This window comes from Mucilaginibacter sp. OK098 (genome assembly GCF_900142915.1).
In the GTDB taxonomy this organism is placed as follows: domain Bacteria; phylum Bacteroidota; class Bacteroidia; order Sphingobacteriales; family Sphingobacteriaceae; genus Mucilaginibacter.
This window is the reverse complement of the sequence record NZ_FRCM01000007.1, coordinates 268,612-285,132: the sequence shown is the minus strand read 5'-3', so window position 1 is coordinate 285,132 and position 16,521 is coordinate 268,612. Positions and strand designations below refer to the sequence as shown.

The following is a 16,521-nucleotide window of genomic DNA, read 5'->3' as shown; positions in this document are numbered from 1 at the left end:
AACCCGGTGTAAACATCAAATGTCATCCATTGTTAAAGGTGTCGAATTTATACTTTAAAATTATAAAATAAACATCCTATAAATCAAAAAGGCTTTATTTTACAATATGTCCATAAAGATCAAAGTCTTCGGCGGTATCAATTTGCACGTTTACAAAGCTGCCTATGGTAGCATAATCAATTTTGGCATCAATTAAAACCTCGTTATCAACCTCCGGCGAATCATATTCCGTACGACCAACAAAATAGCCGCCATCCTTTTTATCAATCAACACTTTATAGGTATTGCCTATTTTTTCCTGGTTTTTATCGAATGAGATTGCCTGCTGAATTTCCATTATGGCATCTGCACGTTGTTGTTTCACTTCCTCCGGTACATCATCAACCAATGAATGGGCGTGCGTTTTTTCTTCGTGCGAATAGGTAAAGCAACCTAAGCGGTCAAACTTTGTATCCTCAACCCATTGCTGCATTTCCTCAAAATCACGTTCGGTTTCACCGGGATAGCCCGTTATCAGCGTGGTGCGCATAGCAATCCCCGGAACTTTGTCACGGATCTGGTTTACCACATCGATGGTTTTTTGTTTAGTGATGCCGCGGCGCATAGATTTTAGCATATCATCGCTGATGTGCTGCAATGGCATATCCATGTACTTACAAATATTATCACGCTCATTCATTACATCCAGGATCTCCATCGGGAAGCCTGAAGGATAAGCATATTGCAGCCTGATCCACTCAATGCCGTTAACATCAGATAAGCGGCGAAGCAATTCATCCAGGTTACGTTTGCCATAAAGATCCAAACCATAATAGGTTAGGTCCTGGGCAATAAGTATCAGTTCTTTTGTGCCGTTTTTGGCTAAAACCTTCGCATCCTTAACCAATTGGTCAATAGGGGAGCTTAAATGCTTACCGCGCATCAACGGGATAGCGCAAAATGAGCACGGACGGTTACATCCTTCGGCTATTTTAAAATAAGCAAAGTGTTTGGGAGTAGTTAACAGGCGTTCGCCTATCAGCTCGTGTTTGTAATCAGCGCCAACGGAGCTTAACAGGTTTTGCAGGTCATTGGTGCCAAACCATGAATCCACATTACTGATCTCGGCTTCAAGCTCGGGCTTGTAACGTTCAGAAAGACAACCGGTAACAATCACTTTTCCAACTTTTCCCTGTTCCTTCAGTTCACTGTACTGAAGAATGGTATCAATAGATTCCTGCTTGGCGTTATCAATAAAGCCACAGGTGTTTATTACAATGATATCATCACTGTTTACCTTTTCAGCCTCATGCACCACGTCAAAATGGTTGCCTTTCAACTGACCCATTAAGATCTCAGAATCGTAAATATTTTTGCTGCAACCTAAAGTAACTACGTTTACCCGTGGCTTGTTTGTAATTACTGGCTTGCTAATTGATTTTGTTTTCATAATTCAGAACTCAATGCAATGCACAACTTGTCATTGCGAGGAACGAAGCAATCGCGAACTGTGCATGGCGGAAATTGCAAGGTAAGAGGTTGCTTCGTCGTTCTTTCTCGCAATGACAATCCTTTAATTCTTAAAAAGTGAATCTACAAATCCCTGCCTGTCAAACAACTGCAGATCATTCATGCTTTCACCAACGCCTATATATTTTACCGGGATCTTAAACTGATCCGAAATTCCTATCACCACACCACCTTTTGCAGTGCCGTCGAGCTTGGTTAAAGCCAATGCATTAACATCGGTGGCTTCTGTAAACTGCTTGCATTGCTCAATAGCGTTTTGCCCGGTTGAGGCATCCAGTACCAGCAAGATCTCGTGCGGGGCGCCGGGAACAACCTTTTGCATTACGTTTTTGATCTTGGTAAGCTCATTCATTAAGCCTACTTTATTATGTAAACGGCCCGCAGTATCAATAATTGCAACGTCATCGCCATTGGCAACAGCTGAACGCAAAGTATCATAAGCTACTGAAGCAGGATCTGAACCCATTGCCTGCGCCACAACCTTTACACCTACCCGCTCGCCCCATAACTGGATCTGCGCAACCGCGGCGGCACGGAAGGTATCCGCAGCACCTAATACCACTTTATTGCCCGCCTGTTTTAATTTATGGGCCAGCTTACCTATAGTGGTAGTTTTGCCTACGCCATTTACGCCAACTACCATTATTACATATGGTTTATGTGTACCGTACTCAAAGCTGGTAAAATCGTTACTGTTATTTTCGGCGAGGAGTTTCTGAATTTCATCCTTTAACAGGGAATTCAGCTCAGATGTGCTTATATATTTATCACGGGCAACTCGCGCCTGGATGCGCTCGATGATTTTCAACGTGGTTTTTACACCCACATCTGATGTTACCAGCACCTCTTCCAGGTCGTCCAGTACATCATCATCTACAGATGATTTGCCGGCAACTACCTTGGTTATTTTTGAAAAAAAGTTATCCTTTGTTTTTTCTAAACCGGTATCCAGCGCCTCTTGCTCTTGTGGAGTGCTTTCCTTTTTTTTGAAAAAATCGAATAATCCCATGTTTTTAATGTGCGAATGTGCGGATATGCAAATGTGCGGATTTAATATGTGCTGATTGTAAGTATATAGACATAATCAGTTTAAATCTGTTTTTATTAAATTCATTCGCATCAAAATCTCTTCAACAAAAAAAGCCTTCCCGTATATACAAGATGGCTTTATATTTTGATCAAAAATTATTATTATAATTTTCCGGCTATCGCATCCTTAACGAAATCGTTAGCTACGATCTGTTCTTTAAATGAGTAAGCACCGGTACGTGGTGATTTAGCCATTGTTATAACTTTTGAATATTCTTTGCCTTTACCTGCTACTTTTAGCGTTGCAACTACTTTCTTTGCCATGTCTTTTTATTTTTTGAATTAGTGATTTAATGAATTAGCGATTTTCAATCAGCTTAATCAGTTAATTACTTAATTTCTTTATGAACAGTTACTTTTCTTAAAACCGGGTTGAATTTCTTCATTTCCAGTCTTTCTGTTGTATTTTTCTTGTTCTTAGTGGTAATATAACGAGACATACCAGGCATGCCGCTTGTTTTATGCTCGGTGCATTCTAAAATTACCTGAACTCTATTGCCTTTCTTAGCCATTTTCTTTATTTATTGAATTAGCGAATGAGTGAATTAGTGATTTGTAGCAATTGGTATCCTGAACTTAATCAACCCAATAAACTTAATCAACCAATTAACCTTCTACTAAATGTATCCTTTTTTTACAAATTTATTGATACAAGCAGTTATACCATTTTTGCTGATAGTTTTAACAGCTGAAGTAGATACCTTTAAGGTTATCCATTTATCTTCCTCAGGAATATAAAACTTCTTAAGTTTTAAGTTTGGATGAAATCTGCGTTTGGTTTTAACGTTTGAGTTAGAAACGTTGTTACCTACTAAAGATCTTTTTCCTGTTAGATCACAAATTCTTGACATGACAAATCTTTTTAATTATCCCTTTTTGTAAAGAGTTTGCAAATATCAGGATTTTATGTGAAATAGGCAATACAGTTTTGAAAATATTTGAAAATATATTTATTCGGTTGTTTCAGTGGAAAAACTGACTGGTAAAAGCATTGTTTATATAAGGCAAAGGAGAGATAGCTTATGTTGATATTTTAAAAAGATAGTAATACTTTTTAAAATTTATATAAATCTTTATTTAATACAAGCTATTAAACCGGAAATTAGTAATTTTCGCCCACCAATTCCAGATACTATGAAAACCGCAATGAAGATCGCATCTTTTGAAGAATACAAACAAGTTTACCAGCAAAGCGTAACTAATCCTGAAGAGTTTTGGGAAGGCATAGCCAGCAATTTTTTGTGGCGCAAAAAGTGGGACAAAGTGCTTGAATGGAATTTTAAAGAACCAAACATTAAATGGTTCCAGGGCGCAAAACTTAATATTACCGAGAATTGTCTTGATCGTCACCTGGAAACTTTAGGCGATAAGCCTGCTATTTTATGGGAACCTAATGATCCGCAGGAAGATCACAGGGTTTTAACCTACCGCCAGCTGCATAATAAAGTTTGCCAGTTTGCCAATGTGCTAAAAAATAACGGCGTAAAAAAAGGCGACAGGGTTTGTATCTATATGCCCATGGTGCCTGAGCTGGCAATTGCGGTTTTAGCCTGCGCCCGCATAGGTGCTATCCATTCCGTAGTATTTGGCGGCTTTTCGGCACAATCAATTGCCGACCGGATCAATGATGCCACCTGTAAGCTTGTTATTACTGCCGATGGTGGCTTTCGCGGTAATAAACCTATTCCTTTAAAAGGCATTATTGACGATGCATTGGTACAATGCCCTACCATTGAAAAAGTTATTGTGCTTACCCGCAGCCGCACGCCGGTTTCAATGATCAAGGGCCGTGATGTTTGGTGGGAAGATGAAATAAAGAAAGTTGAAACACAGGGAAATTTAGAATGCCCTGCAGAAGAGATGGATGCGGAAGATATGTTATTTATTCTTTACACATCCGGCTCAACCGGCAAGCCAAAAGGTGTGGTGCATACCTGCGGCGGGTATATGGTTTATACCGGTTATACCTTTGCCAATGCCTTTCAATATAACCAGGGCGAAGTTTATTTTTGTACCGCCGACATCGGTTGGATAACCGGGCATTCATACATTGCTTACGGGCCATTAAGCCAGGGCGCAACAACAGTTATGTTTGAAGGAATTCCTTCATGGCCTACCCCCGGAAGGTTTTGGGACATAGTTGAAAAATATAAAGTAAACATATTATATACGGCGCCAACCGCAATCCGTTCATTAATGAGCTTTGGCGATGATGTTTTAAAAGGAAAAGATTTTAGCTCGCTAAAAAAATTGGGATCGGTAGGCGAACCCATCAACGAAGAAGCTTGGCACTGGTTTGATGAAAAAATAGGACTTGGTAAATGCCCCATTGTTGATACCTGGTGGCAAACGGAAACCGGTGGTTTTATGATCTCGCCAATTGCAGGCATCACCCCAACCAAACCCGGATATGCTACATTGCCGCTGCCTGGGATACAGCCTGTTCTGGTTGATGAAAATGGAAAAGTGGTTGAAGGTAATGGTGTAAGCGGTAATTTATGTATTCGTTTCCCATGGCCTGGTATGCTGCGTACCACGTATGGCGATCATGAACGCTGCCGTACCACTTATTTTGCTACCTACGAAAACTTATACTTTACCGGCGATGGTTGTCTGCGTGATGATGATGGTTATTACCGGATAACTGGTCGTGTTGATGATGTGCTGAACGTGTCCGGTCACAGGATTGGCACTGCCGAAGTGGAGAATGCTATTAATATGCACAGCAGCGTGGTTGAATCGGCTGTAGTTGGTTACCCCCATGATATAAAGGGCCAGGGTGTATATGCCTTTGTGGTTTGCCCTAACCAGCATGGCGATGAAGAACTTGCGCGTAAGGATATAGTAATGACCGTTCAGCGGATCATCGGCGCTATAGCTAAACCCGACAAGATCCAGTTTGTAAGCGGTTTGCCTAAAACAAGGTCTGGCAAGATAATGCGACGCATCTTAAGGAAGATAGCAGAGGGCGATACCAGTAATTTGGGCGATACCTCTACACTGCTTGATCCGGCCGTTGTTGATGAGATAAAAGCAGGAGCGTTGTAGGAAGGAAAGAGATAAGATTGTAAGAGTCAGGAATCAAGAAAGAATGATGAGAACCATCCCTGTATTTTTAATCTTGAATCCTGATTCTTGACTTCTTGTCTCTCTTTTCTCAAACCAAAATGATGTCCCGGATGTTATTCAAACACATCTAAATAAAAAACATCATGGACAAATTAGAATTAAAAGGCGGCTGGAACGAGTTGAAGGGTAAAATAAAACAAGCTTACGGCGATCTAACCGATGACGACCTAATCCACGAAGAAGGTAAGGATGACGAAACCTTAGGAAAGCTTCAGAAAAAAACAGGAAAAACGCGCGATGAGCTGGTAAAGTGGCTCAATAGTTTATAAGGACATTTAAACTTTGAAAAGGGAGGCGGGAGTCTCCCTTTTTTTGTGCTTGTTGTAACTATCTAATGTATTAAGTGTCTATTGGGATGTTATTTAACCTTTTCAAAAGCTTATGTCTGCTTCACAATCAGCTCTTATTCCCGAACAGCCTAAAAAGATCTATTATATCAACCACCTGAAAGTGTTGCTTACCGTATTGGTGATCCTGCATCATTCTTTTATTACTTATGGGGCTCCGGGTGGATGGTACTATAGTCAAAAAACAACCAACGCAAGTGCCCTTATTCCAATGACGATGTTTGTGGCTATCAACCAGGCTTTCTTTATGGGCTTTTTCTTTTTTCTATCAGCCTGCTTTATTGGTCCTTCGTTTGAAAAGAAAGGATCTGTACGCTTTATAAGCGATCGTTTGCTGCGGTTAGGTTTGCCGCTGATGTTTTATTCGCTTATCTTATCACCTATATTGAGTTACCTGGTTTATTATTTTGCGGAAGGTCATCATATTACTTACATGCAGTACTTAAGTGGTTTTCATTCCTGGATTGATTTTGGCGTACTTTGGTTTGTTGCTGCACTTTTGTTGTTTACGCTTATTTATGTACTATGGCGGGCAGTTATAAAAAATAGCGCTTCAAAAAACTTGCCGGCACCGTCAGGAGGCATCATCATTTTACATGCCATAATAGTAGGCTTTATTAGCTTCTTGGTAAGAACCACATTCCCGGTTGGCTGGGTGTTAAAGCCGCTTGGCTTTCAGCCGGGGCATTTTTCGCAATATATTGCCCTGTTTATATTTGGTTTAATGGCTTATAAAAACAACTGGTTAAATACTTTATCTCCAAAAACAGGTAAACAAATGCTGATACTGGTAATATTCCTGATCCTTTGTTTCCCTTTATTTTATATCATCAAAATAAAACTGGATATGCCGCTCGGTTGGTTCTCCGGCGGATGGCACTGGCAGTCCTTATTATACGCAGTTTGGGAACAGGTAATTGGCTTTTCAATAATAACCATGCTACTTTGTTATGGCAAAAAACTGTGGAACAAGCCATCAGCCATCCTTGATAAATTATCCCGGTACACGTTTGCTGTTTATATTTTTCACCCGCTGGTGCTTATTTCGCTATCAATGGTAGTTAGAGATTGGTCAGTTGATCCGGCGTTAAAACTTTTAGTGGTTGGGCCGCTGGCTGTTGTTGGGAGTTTTTTGCTGGCTGCTGGGATTGTTAGGATCCCGGGAGTGAGGAAGGTGATTTAATAATTGTAGAGACGCGATGCTTCGCGTCTTTATACGCCATTTATCCGTTTTTCCAGGGTTGCCTATCAGCTAGAGACGCGATGCATCGCGTCTCTAGCTGATAGGCAACAGGTAGCATTAGTGCATTTCATCCGCTGGCATAAGTTAAATGTATTAATTTTGCATGAAATGAAAAAATCCAAACCCACCATACTTGTTGTAAATGATGACGGAATAACCGCACCCGGTATAAAAGCTTTAATGGATACCATGGCCGAGATCGGCAGGGTTGTAGTTGTGGCACCTGATAGCCCGCAGTCAGGGATGGGCCATGCCATTACTATTGGCAAACCATTACGGTTAGACCAGGTTGATATTTACGAAGGGGTTGAAATGTACCGTTGCTCCGGCACGCCTGTTGATTGTGTTAAGCTTGCAGTAAATAAGATTTTTAAAGGGAAAAAGCCTGATCTGTGTGTTTCGGGCATCAACCACGGTTTAAATAATTCTATCAATATACTATACTCCGGTACCATGTCGGCAGCTGTTGAAGGCGCTATTGAAAGCATCCCGTCTATCGGGTTTTCATTGGACGATTATACCTTACAGGCTGATTTTTCGCATTGCTTAAAATATGTAAAGGAGATAGCTTTGCAGGTTTTGGAGCATGGCTTACCTACAGCTACTTTATTAAACGTAAACTTCCCGGCAGGTAATAATATAAAAGGGATAAAGATCAGCCGTCAGGCCAATGCCAAATGGGCAGAAGAGTTTGATGAGCGGATGGATCCGCATAACCGCCCGTACTACTGGCTCACCGGTGTTTTTCAAACCAGCGACAATGGCGAGGATACAGATGTTTGGGCACTGGAACATAATTATGTCTCTGTAGTGCCGGTACAGTTTGATATGACGGCACACCATGCTATCCAGGTTTTAAATGGATGGAAGTTTAATATATAAGCCATGCTAAACAAAAATAGTTTCATCACCGGCATTTTAGCCGCCCTTATATTTCCTGTTATTGCATGGGGTGCGGCATATTTATTAAAAACTAACGTGGAGATCATCAATCGCCCTGCATTGCCCTATTTTGCAGCTATTGCTTTGAATTTGATAATGATGCGTTTTATCCTTAAAAAAGAGCTTGACCAAACCGCCCGTGGCATCATGCTGGCTACTTTTATAATAATGTTGCTGGTATTCATTTTTAAAGTTCATTTGCGATGAAGTATTACCTGGTAGCCGGCGAAGCTTCGGGCGATCTGCATGGGGCTAATTTGATGAAAGCCTTAAAAGAGCGCGACGAACAGGCAGAGTTTCGTTTTTTTGGCGGCGACCTGATGCAGGCCGAAGGCGGAACCCTGGTAAAGCATTATGCAGATATGGCCTTTATGGGTTTTATTGAAGTTGTGCTTAACCTGAATGCCATTTTAAAAAACCTGAAGTTTTGCAAGGCTGATATAGCCGCCTGGCAACCGGATGTTTTGATCTTGATTGACTTTCCCGGCTTTAATTTAAAAATTGCCGAATTCGCCAAAAATAATAACCTATTGGTTTGCTATTATATCTCGCCAAAAGTTTGGGCATGGAACCAAAAACGGGTGCTGAAAATAAAACGGATAGTTGATCACCTGTTTTGTATCCTGCCTTTCGAAGTTGATTTTTATAAAGCGTGGGGAATGGAGGTTGATTATGTTGGCAACCCTTTGCTTGATGCAGTGGCGGCTTTTAAACCCGACGAAAACTTTATCATAAATAATAAGCTGCCTCCAAAAAAGATCATTGCTTTGCTCCCTGGCAGCCGTAAGCAGGAGATCAGCCGTTTGTTGCCTGAAATGCTAGGCGTGACAGATCAGTTTCCGAATCATCAGTTTGTTATTGCAGGCGCACCGTCATTTACGGAGGACTATTACCGGCAATTTATCATCGGAAAAGATATCCCGGTTTTATTCAACGCTACTTATGATCTGCTCAATAACGCAGATGCGGCAATAGTGGCATCCGGAACAGCAACGCTGGAAACCGCCCTGTTTAATGTGCCGCAAGTAGTTGTATATAAGGGGCACCCGGTATCAATTGGTATTGCCCGGCTGGTTGTAAAAATAAAATTCATCTCGCTGGTGAACCTGATAATGGACAAGCTGGTTGTAAAAGAGTTGATCCAGCAAGATTGCGCCACAGAAAATATAACTGCCGAGCTGGATAAGATCATAGATAACAAAAACTACAGGAGCAGAATGATGGGTGATTATGATGAGCTTGATGTAAAAATGGGCACACCAGGCGCTTCGGCTAAAACAGCAGCGCTCATCATCAAATACGCTACAAAAAAATAGCGCTCTGCAAATTGCAAAGCGCTATCGTTTTCATAGGTAATTTTTAGTTCTGTTTTTCAACAGGTAGATATATGATGGTCAGGCTACTGACAGGGTAGATTGTACCATAGCCTGTTTCTTGCTCATTAAAAATGGATTTCTTGCCATAAATAACTTCAAATCGTTAGTTAGCAAGTTCATTAATTCGGCATCAAAATTTGCTAATAATTTACTGGGGGTGGTTTTTTTATAAGTTTTCATAGGTAGGTGTTCTTTTAGTTAATGGTTTATTTTGTTTGTTTTTCAGTTTCGTTGTTTTCTGTCAGGTTATCTTTCCTGCGCTTGGCTTCTTTGTATTGTCTTAAAAGCTGCTCTTTATCCCGCTCGTCCGAAGTCTTAGCCGGATCAACAGGGTTTTCCCATTCTTTCTCTTCGCCTTCGCGATTCTTTTTGCTGTCAAGTGCCATCCTGTATTGCATTTGATTTATAGTAGTCCAATTCAGTGCCAAAATTTTGATTGAAGCAAAGAATAGTCATTGTTAGCTCAGGTTTATTTTACAAAGTGGTGATATACAGCATAAATAAGATAATCATCCTGTATTGAAGGATGATTATTTGTGTAGTTTAATGTATAATATTTTAGTACACCTGTTGTAAACAGTAGTCAAAAGCTAAGCGCTTACAGGTTTATTTACGGGTTTAGGATGATTTAGAAAATGGATAACCAGTGTTATTATTGATATAGTGATCCCTGTAATACATACGCCATTCCATTGATAGCTTTTCCAAAGCTGGGTGGCAAAAAAGGTTCCAACAGATCCGCCTATAAAATAAGTTACCATATAAACGGTATTGATGCGGTTCCGCGCCTCGGGTTTTAAAGCGAAAATTATCGACTGATTAGAAATATGGGTTGCCTGTACGCCCATATCCATAATAATCACCCCGATAATTAAACCGGCAATACTATGTGCCGAAAAAATAAAGATGATAAATGAGATGAGGATCAGTAACAGTGTAAAGCCTGATAATTTATAGGCATCCATTTTATCGCTTAACCTGCCCATTAATCCAGCGGCAATTGCTCCGAATGCGCCAATAAGACCAAACTCCCCGGCTACGCTGCTGCCCATGTTAAAGTTTTGCTTTAGTAAAAACACAATAGTAGTCCAAAAAGCACTGAAACACGCAAAGCAGAGGGCACCGCGTAAAGCTGCCAGCCGTAATTTAGGCTCGTGCTTAACCAGGTGGGCGAGTGATGCCATTAATTGTTTGTAGGTGCCTTTGTAATCTGGCTCAACCTCGGGTAAAAACAAACCGATCATCAGCCACATTAATAACATTATACCGGCAGCTATATAATACACTGCCCGCCAGCCAAAATACTCGCCAATATAACCGCTAAAGGTTCGCGATAGCAAAATTCCAATTAACAAGCCGCTCATAATAACCCCGATCTTTTTTCCGCGTTCATTAGGTTTGGCCAGGTGTGCAGCCATGGGGACTAATATTTGGGGGATCATGGAGGTTGCACCTATCAAAAAACTTGCAAAAATAAGCACATTAATAGTTGGAGCCAGGGCGGTAAGTAAAAGGGATAGTATAATGAATGCAAAAACAATTATCATTAAACGCTTACGTTTCACCATGTCGGCAAGCGGAGCAAGGAAAAATAAACCTGTGGCATAACCTATTTGAGTAAGCACGGATACCTGGCCTGCCCTTGCGCGGGTTGTATTGAAAGTGCGGGCAATATCTTCAAGCAAAGGCTGGTTATAGTATAAATTAGCTACTACAAGGCTGGTTGCAATAGTCATTATCCACAACGTTAAAGTGGTTAGTTCCGGATGTTTTTTAAGGAGGGCATTGTTATTCATCGGTAATTGAAAAAATTATCCGCAAAAGTGATAAAGCATTTTTAAAATGATGTTTGATTTGCGCAATTTTTTACAACGCATTATACCAATTCAAGAGACTTTTTAAAGGAGGGCCTTGTTTTTGAAAATTTAATTAAGGTAAGCCGGAGACAATTATTAAAAAGTTTTGCCGTTAAGTCTGAAATTATTTAGTTTTTCAATTGATTGGTAGATATTTTGTGATATAAAGAGGAAAAATCAGATAATTTTATATTTATAGATTGTTTTTTAGAGTATGTTGCTTGCTTATCTGTTTTTTAAAAGAAAAATCAGCAATTTTTTATTGTTATTTTCAGTAAAAAATTTATAAAAGCTTATTTTATGTGAAATAAAATTGTTTTTGCATGCTTAATATTGTTAGATATAAGTAAGTGATAAATAATTTTAACTTTTTTTTGCTAATTATTATATTTTTAACAAAATGTTTGTATTTTTGTTAATCGAATAGCAGCAAAGAAGTTTTTTACAAAAAAATTACAAAAAAATTCGATTTATATGAAAAGATAGTGTTATTTTTACACCATCAAAATATTAAAAAAGTCTTCTCATAATTTAGGTTTATAATTGGTTAGTAAAGGCCCCTGCCCATCAGGGGCTTTACTTGTTTTAAGGGTTTTTTGTAATTCGTCGGGCCGCTCACCTTATCATGTATATTTATAACTTTGATCCGCAATAATTAAGAGAGCCCAACAATTATAAAATGAAACTTAAACTGATCTATTTATATGTTTCCCTGTTTTGCTTAACCGGCTTTAAAGCTTCTGAAACCTTTGATCAGTTCGCTGATAAATTTGTAAAAGGATATGCTGCGCTAAAAATTCCGCAAATGGAGCTTAGTTATGTAACTGCCCTGAAACAAATAAAACCGGCAGATGAAATTCAAAAACAGATAACTTTTTTCGAAACTATTAAGGCTGAACAAAAAAAGCTCTCCGCAGAGGGCTTGAGCAAAAGCCAAAAACAGGACTATGAGCTTATAGCTTATGAAACCAGTATGAATTTGGAACGGCTGAGCCTGGAAAAACAATGGGACGCAAATAAACCAAAAGAAATTTCTGCAGGAGGATTGTACACCATCCCCAACGGGAAAGCCTGGTATAAGTATTTTTTAAAAAGATGGCTTAGCGCCAATGTTACGCCTGATGAAATTTACCAATTCGGACTAACGGAAATAAAAAGGGTGCAAGGACATATCGAAGCCATCCGTAGTCAAAGCGGTTTAAGCGAAGACGGTTTTTACAAACACTTAAATGATAAGGAGTTTTTTATTAACGACCCAAAAGATGTATTGAAGTATTTTGAGCAAACACGGGCGGTCATTTATAAAAATATGGGTAATGTGTTCAATAAGCACAAAATACAGCCTTTAAAAATTGAACAAAGCACAAATGAAGCAATGGCGCAAGCCCCGGGTTATTATGATAACAACGTATTTTATTATAACCAGTTTAATAAACCCTATAATAAAAGACAGGTTGACTGGCTTTTTATTCATGAAGCGGTACCTGGGCATCATTATAAATCTTCCATAAATGCTGCCATAAAACAATCAAAGGTGCAGCAGCTTTTTTATTATTTAGGATTAGAGGAAGGCTGGGGGGCTTATGTGGAGGAACTTGGAAAAGACCTTGGCGCTTATAAAACCCGGTATGACGAGCTTGGTAAATGGGAATGGGATATAGTAAGGTCTGTAAGGGTACCAATGGATATCGGCCTTAATTATTACGGTTGGACAGATGAGCAAGCCCTTTCTTTTTGGAAAAAGAACATTAAAAACCAGGACGATATTGCCATGCGCGAAATAGCCCGTGTAAAGCGCTGGCCGGCGCAGTGCATTACCTATAAATACGGAGCTGGCCAGATAATGGAATGGAAACAAATACTGCAAAAAAAGGAAGGCACTAAGTTTAATATCAGAAACTTTCACGACCGAATCCTTAACCTTGGCTCGCTGCCTGTATTTATGGTGAAAGAACGAGTACTTGAAGCTGAATAGGACTATAGCCTGCAAGTAATAAATGAATTTAAAACAGCTTTGGATTTCTGCCCGAAAGATATATATTTGCACTCCACAATTTTGGGGGATTAGCTCAGCTGGCTAGAGCGCTTGCATGGCATGCAAGAGGTCATCGGTTCGACTCCGATATTCTCCACTTAAATAATCAAGGCATTTACGAAACATGTAAATGCCTTTTTTCTTTCAAGTAAAACATTTTTCCAAAACTTCCCGTCAAGTAAAACAAGCCAACCCAATATAAAATACAATTATTTGGATTGAAAATAGCCGTAAGCCATGGTTTAAGTCTTTTTTTCATCAGCCGGCGAACAATTTTTCTGGAATATTTAGAGTTGTGTCAGATTAACATCAAGGGATCATTCCCTTAATATTTACTGGATCAGAGCCTGATCTGTGCTGAAATCTTAATCCCGAAGTTTTTAGCACTTCCATTCAAAGCATTGTTATTATCCCTGTAAGTAAGGCGATGGATAAAATCGACCCTAAAGAATTTAAAGATATTTTCAATTCCGTAACCTGCTTCAACGTACGGAGTAGTACCCAGGCCTTGTAACTTAAGGGTATTGCGGTCAAGAATATTATTTTGGTTAGTTTGTGATATGCTGCCATACAAAATATTTGCTGTTCCAACCAGGCGCCATTTAAAATTCTTAATTACGGGTATCGTGTTTAATAGCAGCCCTTCAAAATGCTGCGTATAACTCAAACTGGCGTATTTGTCGCTGGCAAATTCAAAAAAGCGCATCAGGTTAAAGGCATTTGGGTTATAAATGAAGGTGGTATTGCCAAGGTGATTTTCCAATAAAGGAAAAGGAACACTTGAAGGGATATAGCCCGACGAAAATGAATATTTCCCTCTTCCAAGACTACCCATTTTTAAGGTCTGGGTTATATTAAAACTGAATTTGTGATAGGTAACATCACTGCCGAATAAATTCTTCAATCCCAATGTGTACCTGAAAGTAAATTCAGGCTTGGAAACATCCGTTTTAATACTGACCGGACGATTGATAGTTTCTGAAATCAGGGGTTGAACCCCAGGAGACCATTTGGTTTCAAACTGAAATTCGGAAACAAATAACTGCTGGCTTATGCCACCTTTTGGGTCATTAAAGTTAAACTGGAATAACGGATCTAAAGACCACTGTGAAAAACTGATCTTTTCTGTAAAACCTTTAAACAGGTCACGGCGGACATAGAAGTTCAACAAATCCTGATCAAATACTTTTCGTTTATCAATACGGCCAAATCGCGTAAATGCAGAAAATAGGTTATTGCGTTGGTACAAATAATTGTCACTCAATAAGGCCACCTGGTTCAGGTCATGCGTAAAGCTGATACCCGCTTCTGTCCAATGCTTCCGGGATAGTATATAATCTATTGAAGCGCCATATTTTACGTCCAGATCTTTAGAACCATAAGCAACATAACCGCCCAATATCCATTTTTTATCAAAATCTGAATTTGTTTTGAACCCTAGCCTGATCCGGTTTCCTTCCACATTATTATAACTATAAGTATTCAGGAAAGGCCCCAGGCTGATATTGCCAGCCCTGTAATAGCCATTGATCAGCAGATCTGCAGCTGTAAGGTAGTTTTTAATCGTTGGAAGCGTCTTAACCGTATCAATCAAACTATACACCGATTTTTCAGCGTTCGTTAACGAATCGGGCCTGTTCATGTCCCAAAAATGATTATCGGATTGTCGTGCATCCGGGTCTACGGTAATATTATCCTTAAAAAAGTCAGGTGGATAAACCCCGTCGGTATTTATTATTTTATTTACAGTGTAAAATTTGGCCAGCAGGCCGCTTGAGTTGCTCGAAAGTTGCTCAACCTCCACTAAAATACGGGTTTTTACCGGCAACCATGGCCTGTCAGGTGTCTTGCCGTCCATCTGTTGCTGAACAGAGATCCGGTGGATGAAATTTAAATTTGCTGATGGTTCAATAGTTGCCTTGATCTGGTATAAAGCATAATTCTCCTGCGCTATCCATATTGTACCGGTAAAAGCAAGATCCCGGGAGCGCTTGGGTTTAAAGGAGATCTGGTAACAGGTTTTTCCATCCACTATGGCATTTCGATTTTCCAGTTCATAGTCATACCAATTTTTCCAACCGTCAGAAATTGGGGATGCAAATTCCTTTCCTGCGGCGCTAACGAAATTTTTATAGAAGTTATATTGTTGAAAAGTACTGCCTGTTAACTGTGCAAGCAGGGCACCGTCTTCAAAACCAACGCCATTTGTTTTTGTTTTTTTTATGTCCTCCCGCTTAGCCTCCGGATTACTTTGATAAAAAAAATCAGAAACGGTTTCTGAAAGAAATAACGGGAGCACAGGCATATTATCAACCCCTGCTATTTTCATACTATCTGCCATTGAAATTGCCTGCTGGATAAATTTCTTTTTCAGTAAATTAGAACTGAAGTTGCTCGCGTCCAATTCAATGCGGCTATAGCTTTCCAGCTGATAAGATTTTATACTACGCGGGTCGTTCACCGGCTTATGCTTAACCATTTCCTTTAAAATTGCCCAGGCCGGGTTCATATAACCTTTCGGTGTGATCCTGACCTCGTTCAGTGATTGGGAGGACGGTTTTAACTGAATATTTATAGTTTGTACAGATGCACGGCCAATCAGAAATGATTGCTGCAAATATCCTATGCAGCTTACTGTAATAGAGTCGCTCTTTTTTATAAACTCCAATTTAAAAAAGCCGTCAAAATTTGTGCTTGTACCTATCTCTGTTCCTTTAACACCAATGGTAGCATAAGTAACAGGCTCACCAGTTTTTGCATCTGTTATTTTACCCTTAATAATTACTTTTTGCCCAATAACCTGCTGACTTCCTAATAGTAAAATGGAAAGGAAGAGCAATGATCCAGCAAAGAGTTTTATCATAGGTGATTTTAGCAAAAGTTAATTTGGTGCAAAGGCATATGCCCGTCAATATTGCAATACATATTCAAGTTAAGCAAAACTTTATTGAATTTACTGAAATTAAAAATGGCTGCCCATAACAGGCTGCCAAAA

General features: G+C 39.6%; 16 protein-coding genes and 1 tRNA gene. 8 read left to right on the top strand and 9 right to left on the bottom strand.

What is annotated here, in order from left to right; genetic code table 11:
* Window positions 1–94: 94 nt before the first annotated feature.
* The 5 genes from rimO to rpmB form a co-directional block, all read right to left on the bottom strand.
* Window positions 95–1,429, bottom strand: coding sequence for a 30S ribosomal protein S12 methylthiotransferase RimO (rimO, locus tag BUE31_RS23850; RefSeq protein ID WP_073406360.1), 1,335 nt, complete (start codon window positions 1,427–1,429; stop codon window positions 95–97).
* Between the two features lie 123 nt (window positions 1,430–1,552).
* Window positions 1,553–2,518 (bottom strand): signal recognition particle-docking protein FtsY, encoded by a 966-nt coding sequence (ftsY, locus tag BUE31_RS23845; RefSeq protein WP_073406359.1) that lies wholly within the window; start codon window positions 2,516–2,518, stop codon window positions 1,553–1,555.
* A gap of 182 nt (window positions 2,519–2,700) precedes the next feature.
* A complete protein-coding gene (locus BUE31_RS23840; protein ID WP_073406358.1) occupies window positions 2,701–2,862 on the bottom strand; it encodes a DUF4295 domain-containing protein in 162 nt (53 codons plus the stop codon).
* Between the two features lie 65 nt (window positions 2,863–2,927).
* A complete protein-coding gene (gene rpmG, locus BUE31_RS23835) occupies window positions 2,928–3,110 on the bottom strand; it encodes a 50S ribosomal protein L33 (RefSeq protein ID WP_067063463.1) in 183 nt (60 codons plus the stop codon).
* Window positions 3,111–3,215: 105 nt separating this feature from the next.
* Window positions 3,216–3,449, bottom strand: a complete 234-nt coding sequence (rpmB, locus tag BUE31_RS23830; protein ID WP_073406357.1) for a 50S ribosomal protein L28 — start codon at window positions 3,447–3,449, stop codon at window positions 3,216–3,218.
* A gap of 283 nt (window positions 3,450–3,732) precedes the next feature.
* On the opposite strand from rpmB, the gene acs reads away from it, so the two are divergent.
* The 6 genes from acs (at window position 3,733) to lpxB (ending at window position 9,575) form a co-directional block, all read left to right on the top strand.
* The gene (gene acs, locus BUE31_RS23825; protein WP_073406356.1) at window positions 3,733–5,646 is read left to right on the top strand and encodes an acetate--CoA ligase; all 1,914 of its coding nucleotides are present in this window, start codon (window positions 3,733–3,735) and stop codon (window positions 5,644–5,646) included.
* Between the two features lie 164 nt (window positions 5,647–5,810).
* A complete protein-coding gene (locus BUE31_RS23820; RefSeq protein ID WP_073406355.1) occupies window positions 5,811–5,996 on the top strand; it encodes a CsbD family protein in 186 nt (61 codons plus the stop codon).
* Window positions 5,997–6,108: 112 nt separating this feature from the next.
* Window positions 6,109–7,257, top strand: coding sequence for an acyltransferase family protein (locus tag BUE31_RS23815; protein WP_073406354.1), 1,149 nt, complete (start codon window positions 6,109–6,111; stop codon window positions 7,255–7,257).
* 168 nt (window positions 7,258–7,425) lie between these two features.
* Complete coding sequence (gene surE, locus BUE31_RS23810) at window positions 7,426–8,199, top strand: 5'/3'-nucleotidase SurE (RefSeq protein ID WP_073406353.1); 774 nt, start codon at window positions 7,426–7,428, stop codon at window positions 8,197–8,199.
* Between the two features lie 3 nt (window positions 8,200–8,202).
* A complete protein-coding gene (locus BUE31_RS23805; protein ID WP_073406352.1) occupies window positions 8,203–8,466 on the top strand; it encodes a hypothetical protein in 264 nt (87 codons plus the stop codon).
* Window positions 8,463–9,575: a lipid-A-disaccharide synthase gene (gene lpxB / locus BUE31_RS23800; RefSeq protein ID WP_073406351.1), complete on the top strand. Its 1,113-nt coding sequence runs from the start codon at window positions 8,463–8,465 to the stop codon at window positions 9,573–9,575. The genes BUE31_RS23805 and lpxB overlap by 4 nt, the downstream gene beginning before the upstream one ends.
* Window positions 9,576–9,653: 78 nt before the next feature.
* On the opposite strand, the gene BUE31_RS31165 is transcribed toward lpxB, so the two are convergent.
* From BUE31_RS31165 to BUE31_RS23790, 3 genes are all read right to left on the bottom strand, one after another.
* Window positions 9,654–9,815: a hypothetical protein gene (locus tag BUE31_RS31165; protein ID WP_159440736.1), complete on the bottom strand. Its 162-nt coding sequence runs from the start codon at window positions 9,813–9,815 to the stop codon at window positions 9,654–9,656.
* 26 nt (window positions 9,816–9,841) lie between these two features.
* Entirely contained in the window at window positions 9,842–10,033 is a 192-nt protein-coding gene (locus BUE31_RS23795) for a hypothetical protein (protein WP_073406350.1), read from the bottom strand.
* A gap of 192 nt (window positions 10,034–10,225) precedes the next feature.
* Window positions 10,226–11,431, bottom strand: coding sequence for an MFS transporter (locus tag BUE31_RS23790; RefSeq protein WP_073406349.1), 1,206 nt, complete (start codon window positions 11,429–11,431; stop codon window positions 10,226–10,228).
* A 739-nt stretch (window positions 11,432–12,170) separates the two neighbouring features.
* Here BUE31_RS23790 and BUE31_RS23785 point away from each other — a divergent pair.
* Both BUE31_RS23785 and BUE31_RS23780 read left to right on the top strand, forming a co-directional pair.
* Complete coding sequence (locus BUE31_RS23785) at window positions 12,171–13,466, top strand: DUF885 domain-containing protein (RefSeq protein ID WP_073406348.1); 1,296 nt, start codon at window positions 12,171–12,173, stop codon at window positions 13,464–13,466.
* An 83-nt stretch (window positions 13,467–13,549) separates the two neighbouring features.
* Window positions 13,550–13,623 (top strand) — tRNA-Ala (locus BUE31_RS23780).
* A gap of 243 nt (window positions 13,624–13,866) precedes the next feature.
* Here BUE31_RS23780 and BUE31_RS23775 read toward each other — a convergent pair.
* Window positions 13,867–16,389, bottom strand: coding sequence for a DUF5686 and carboxypeptidase-like regulatory domain-containing protein (locus BUE31_RS23775; protein ID WP_073406347.1), 2,523 nt, complete (start codon window positions 16,387–16,389; stop codon window positions 13,867–13,869).
* Window positions 16,390–16,521 lie beyond the last annotated feature (132 nt).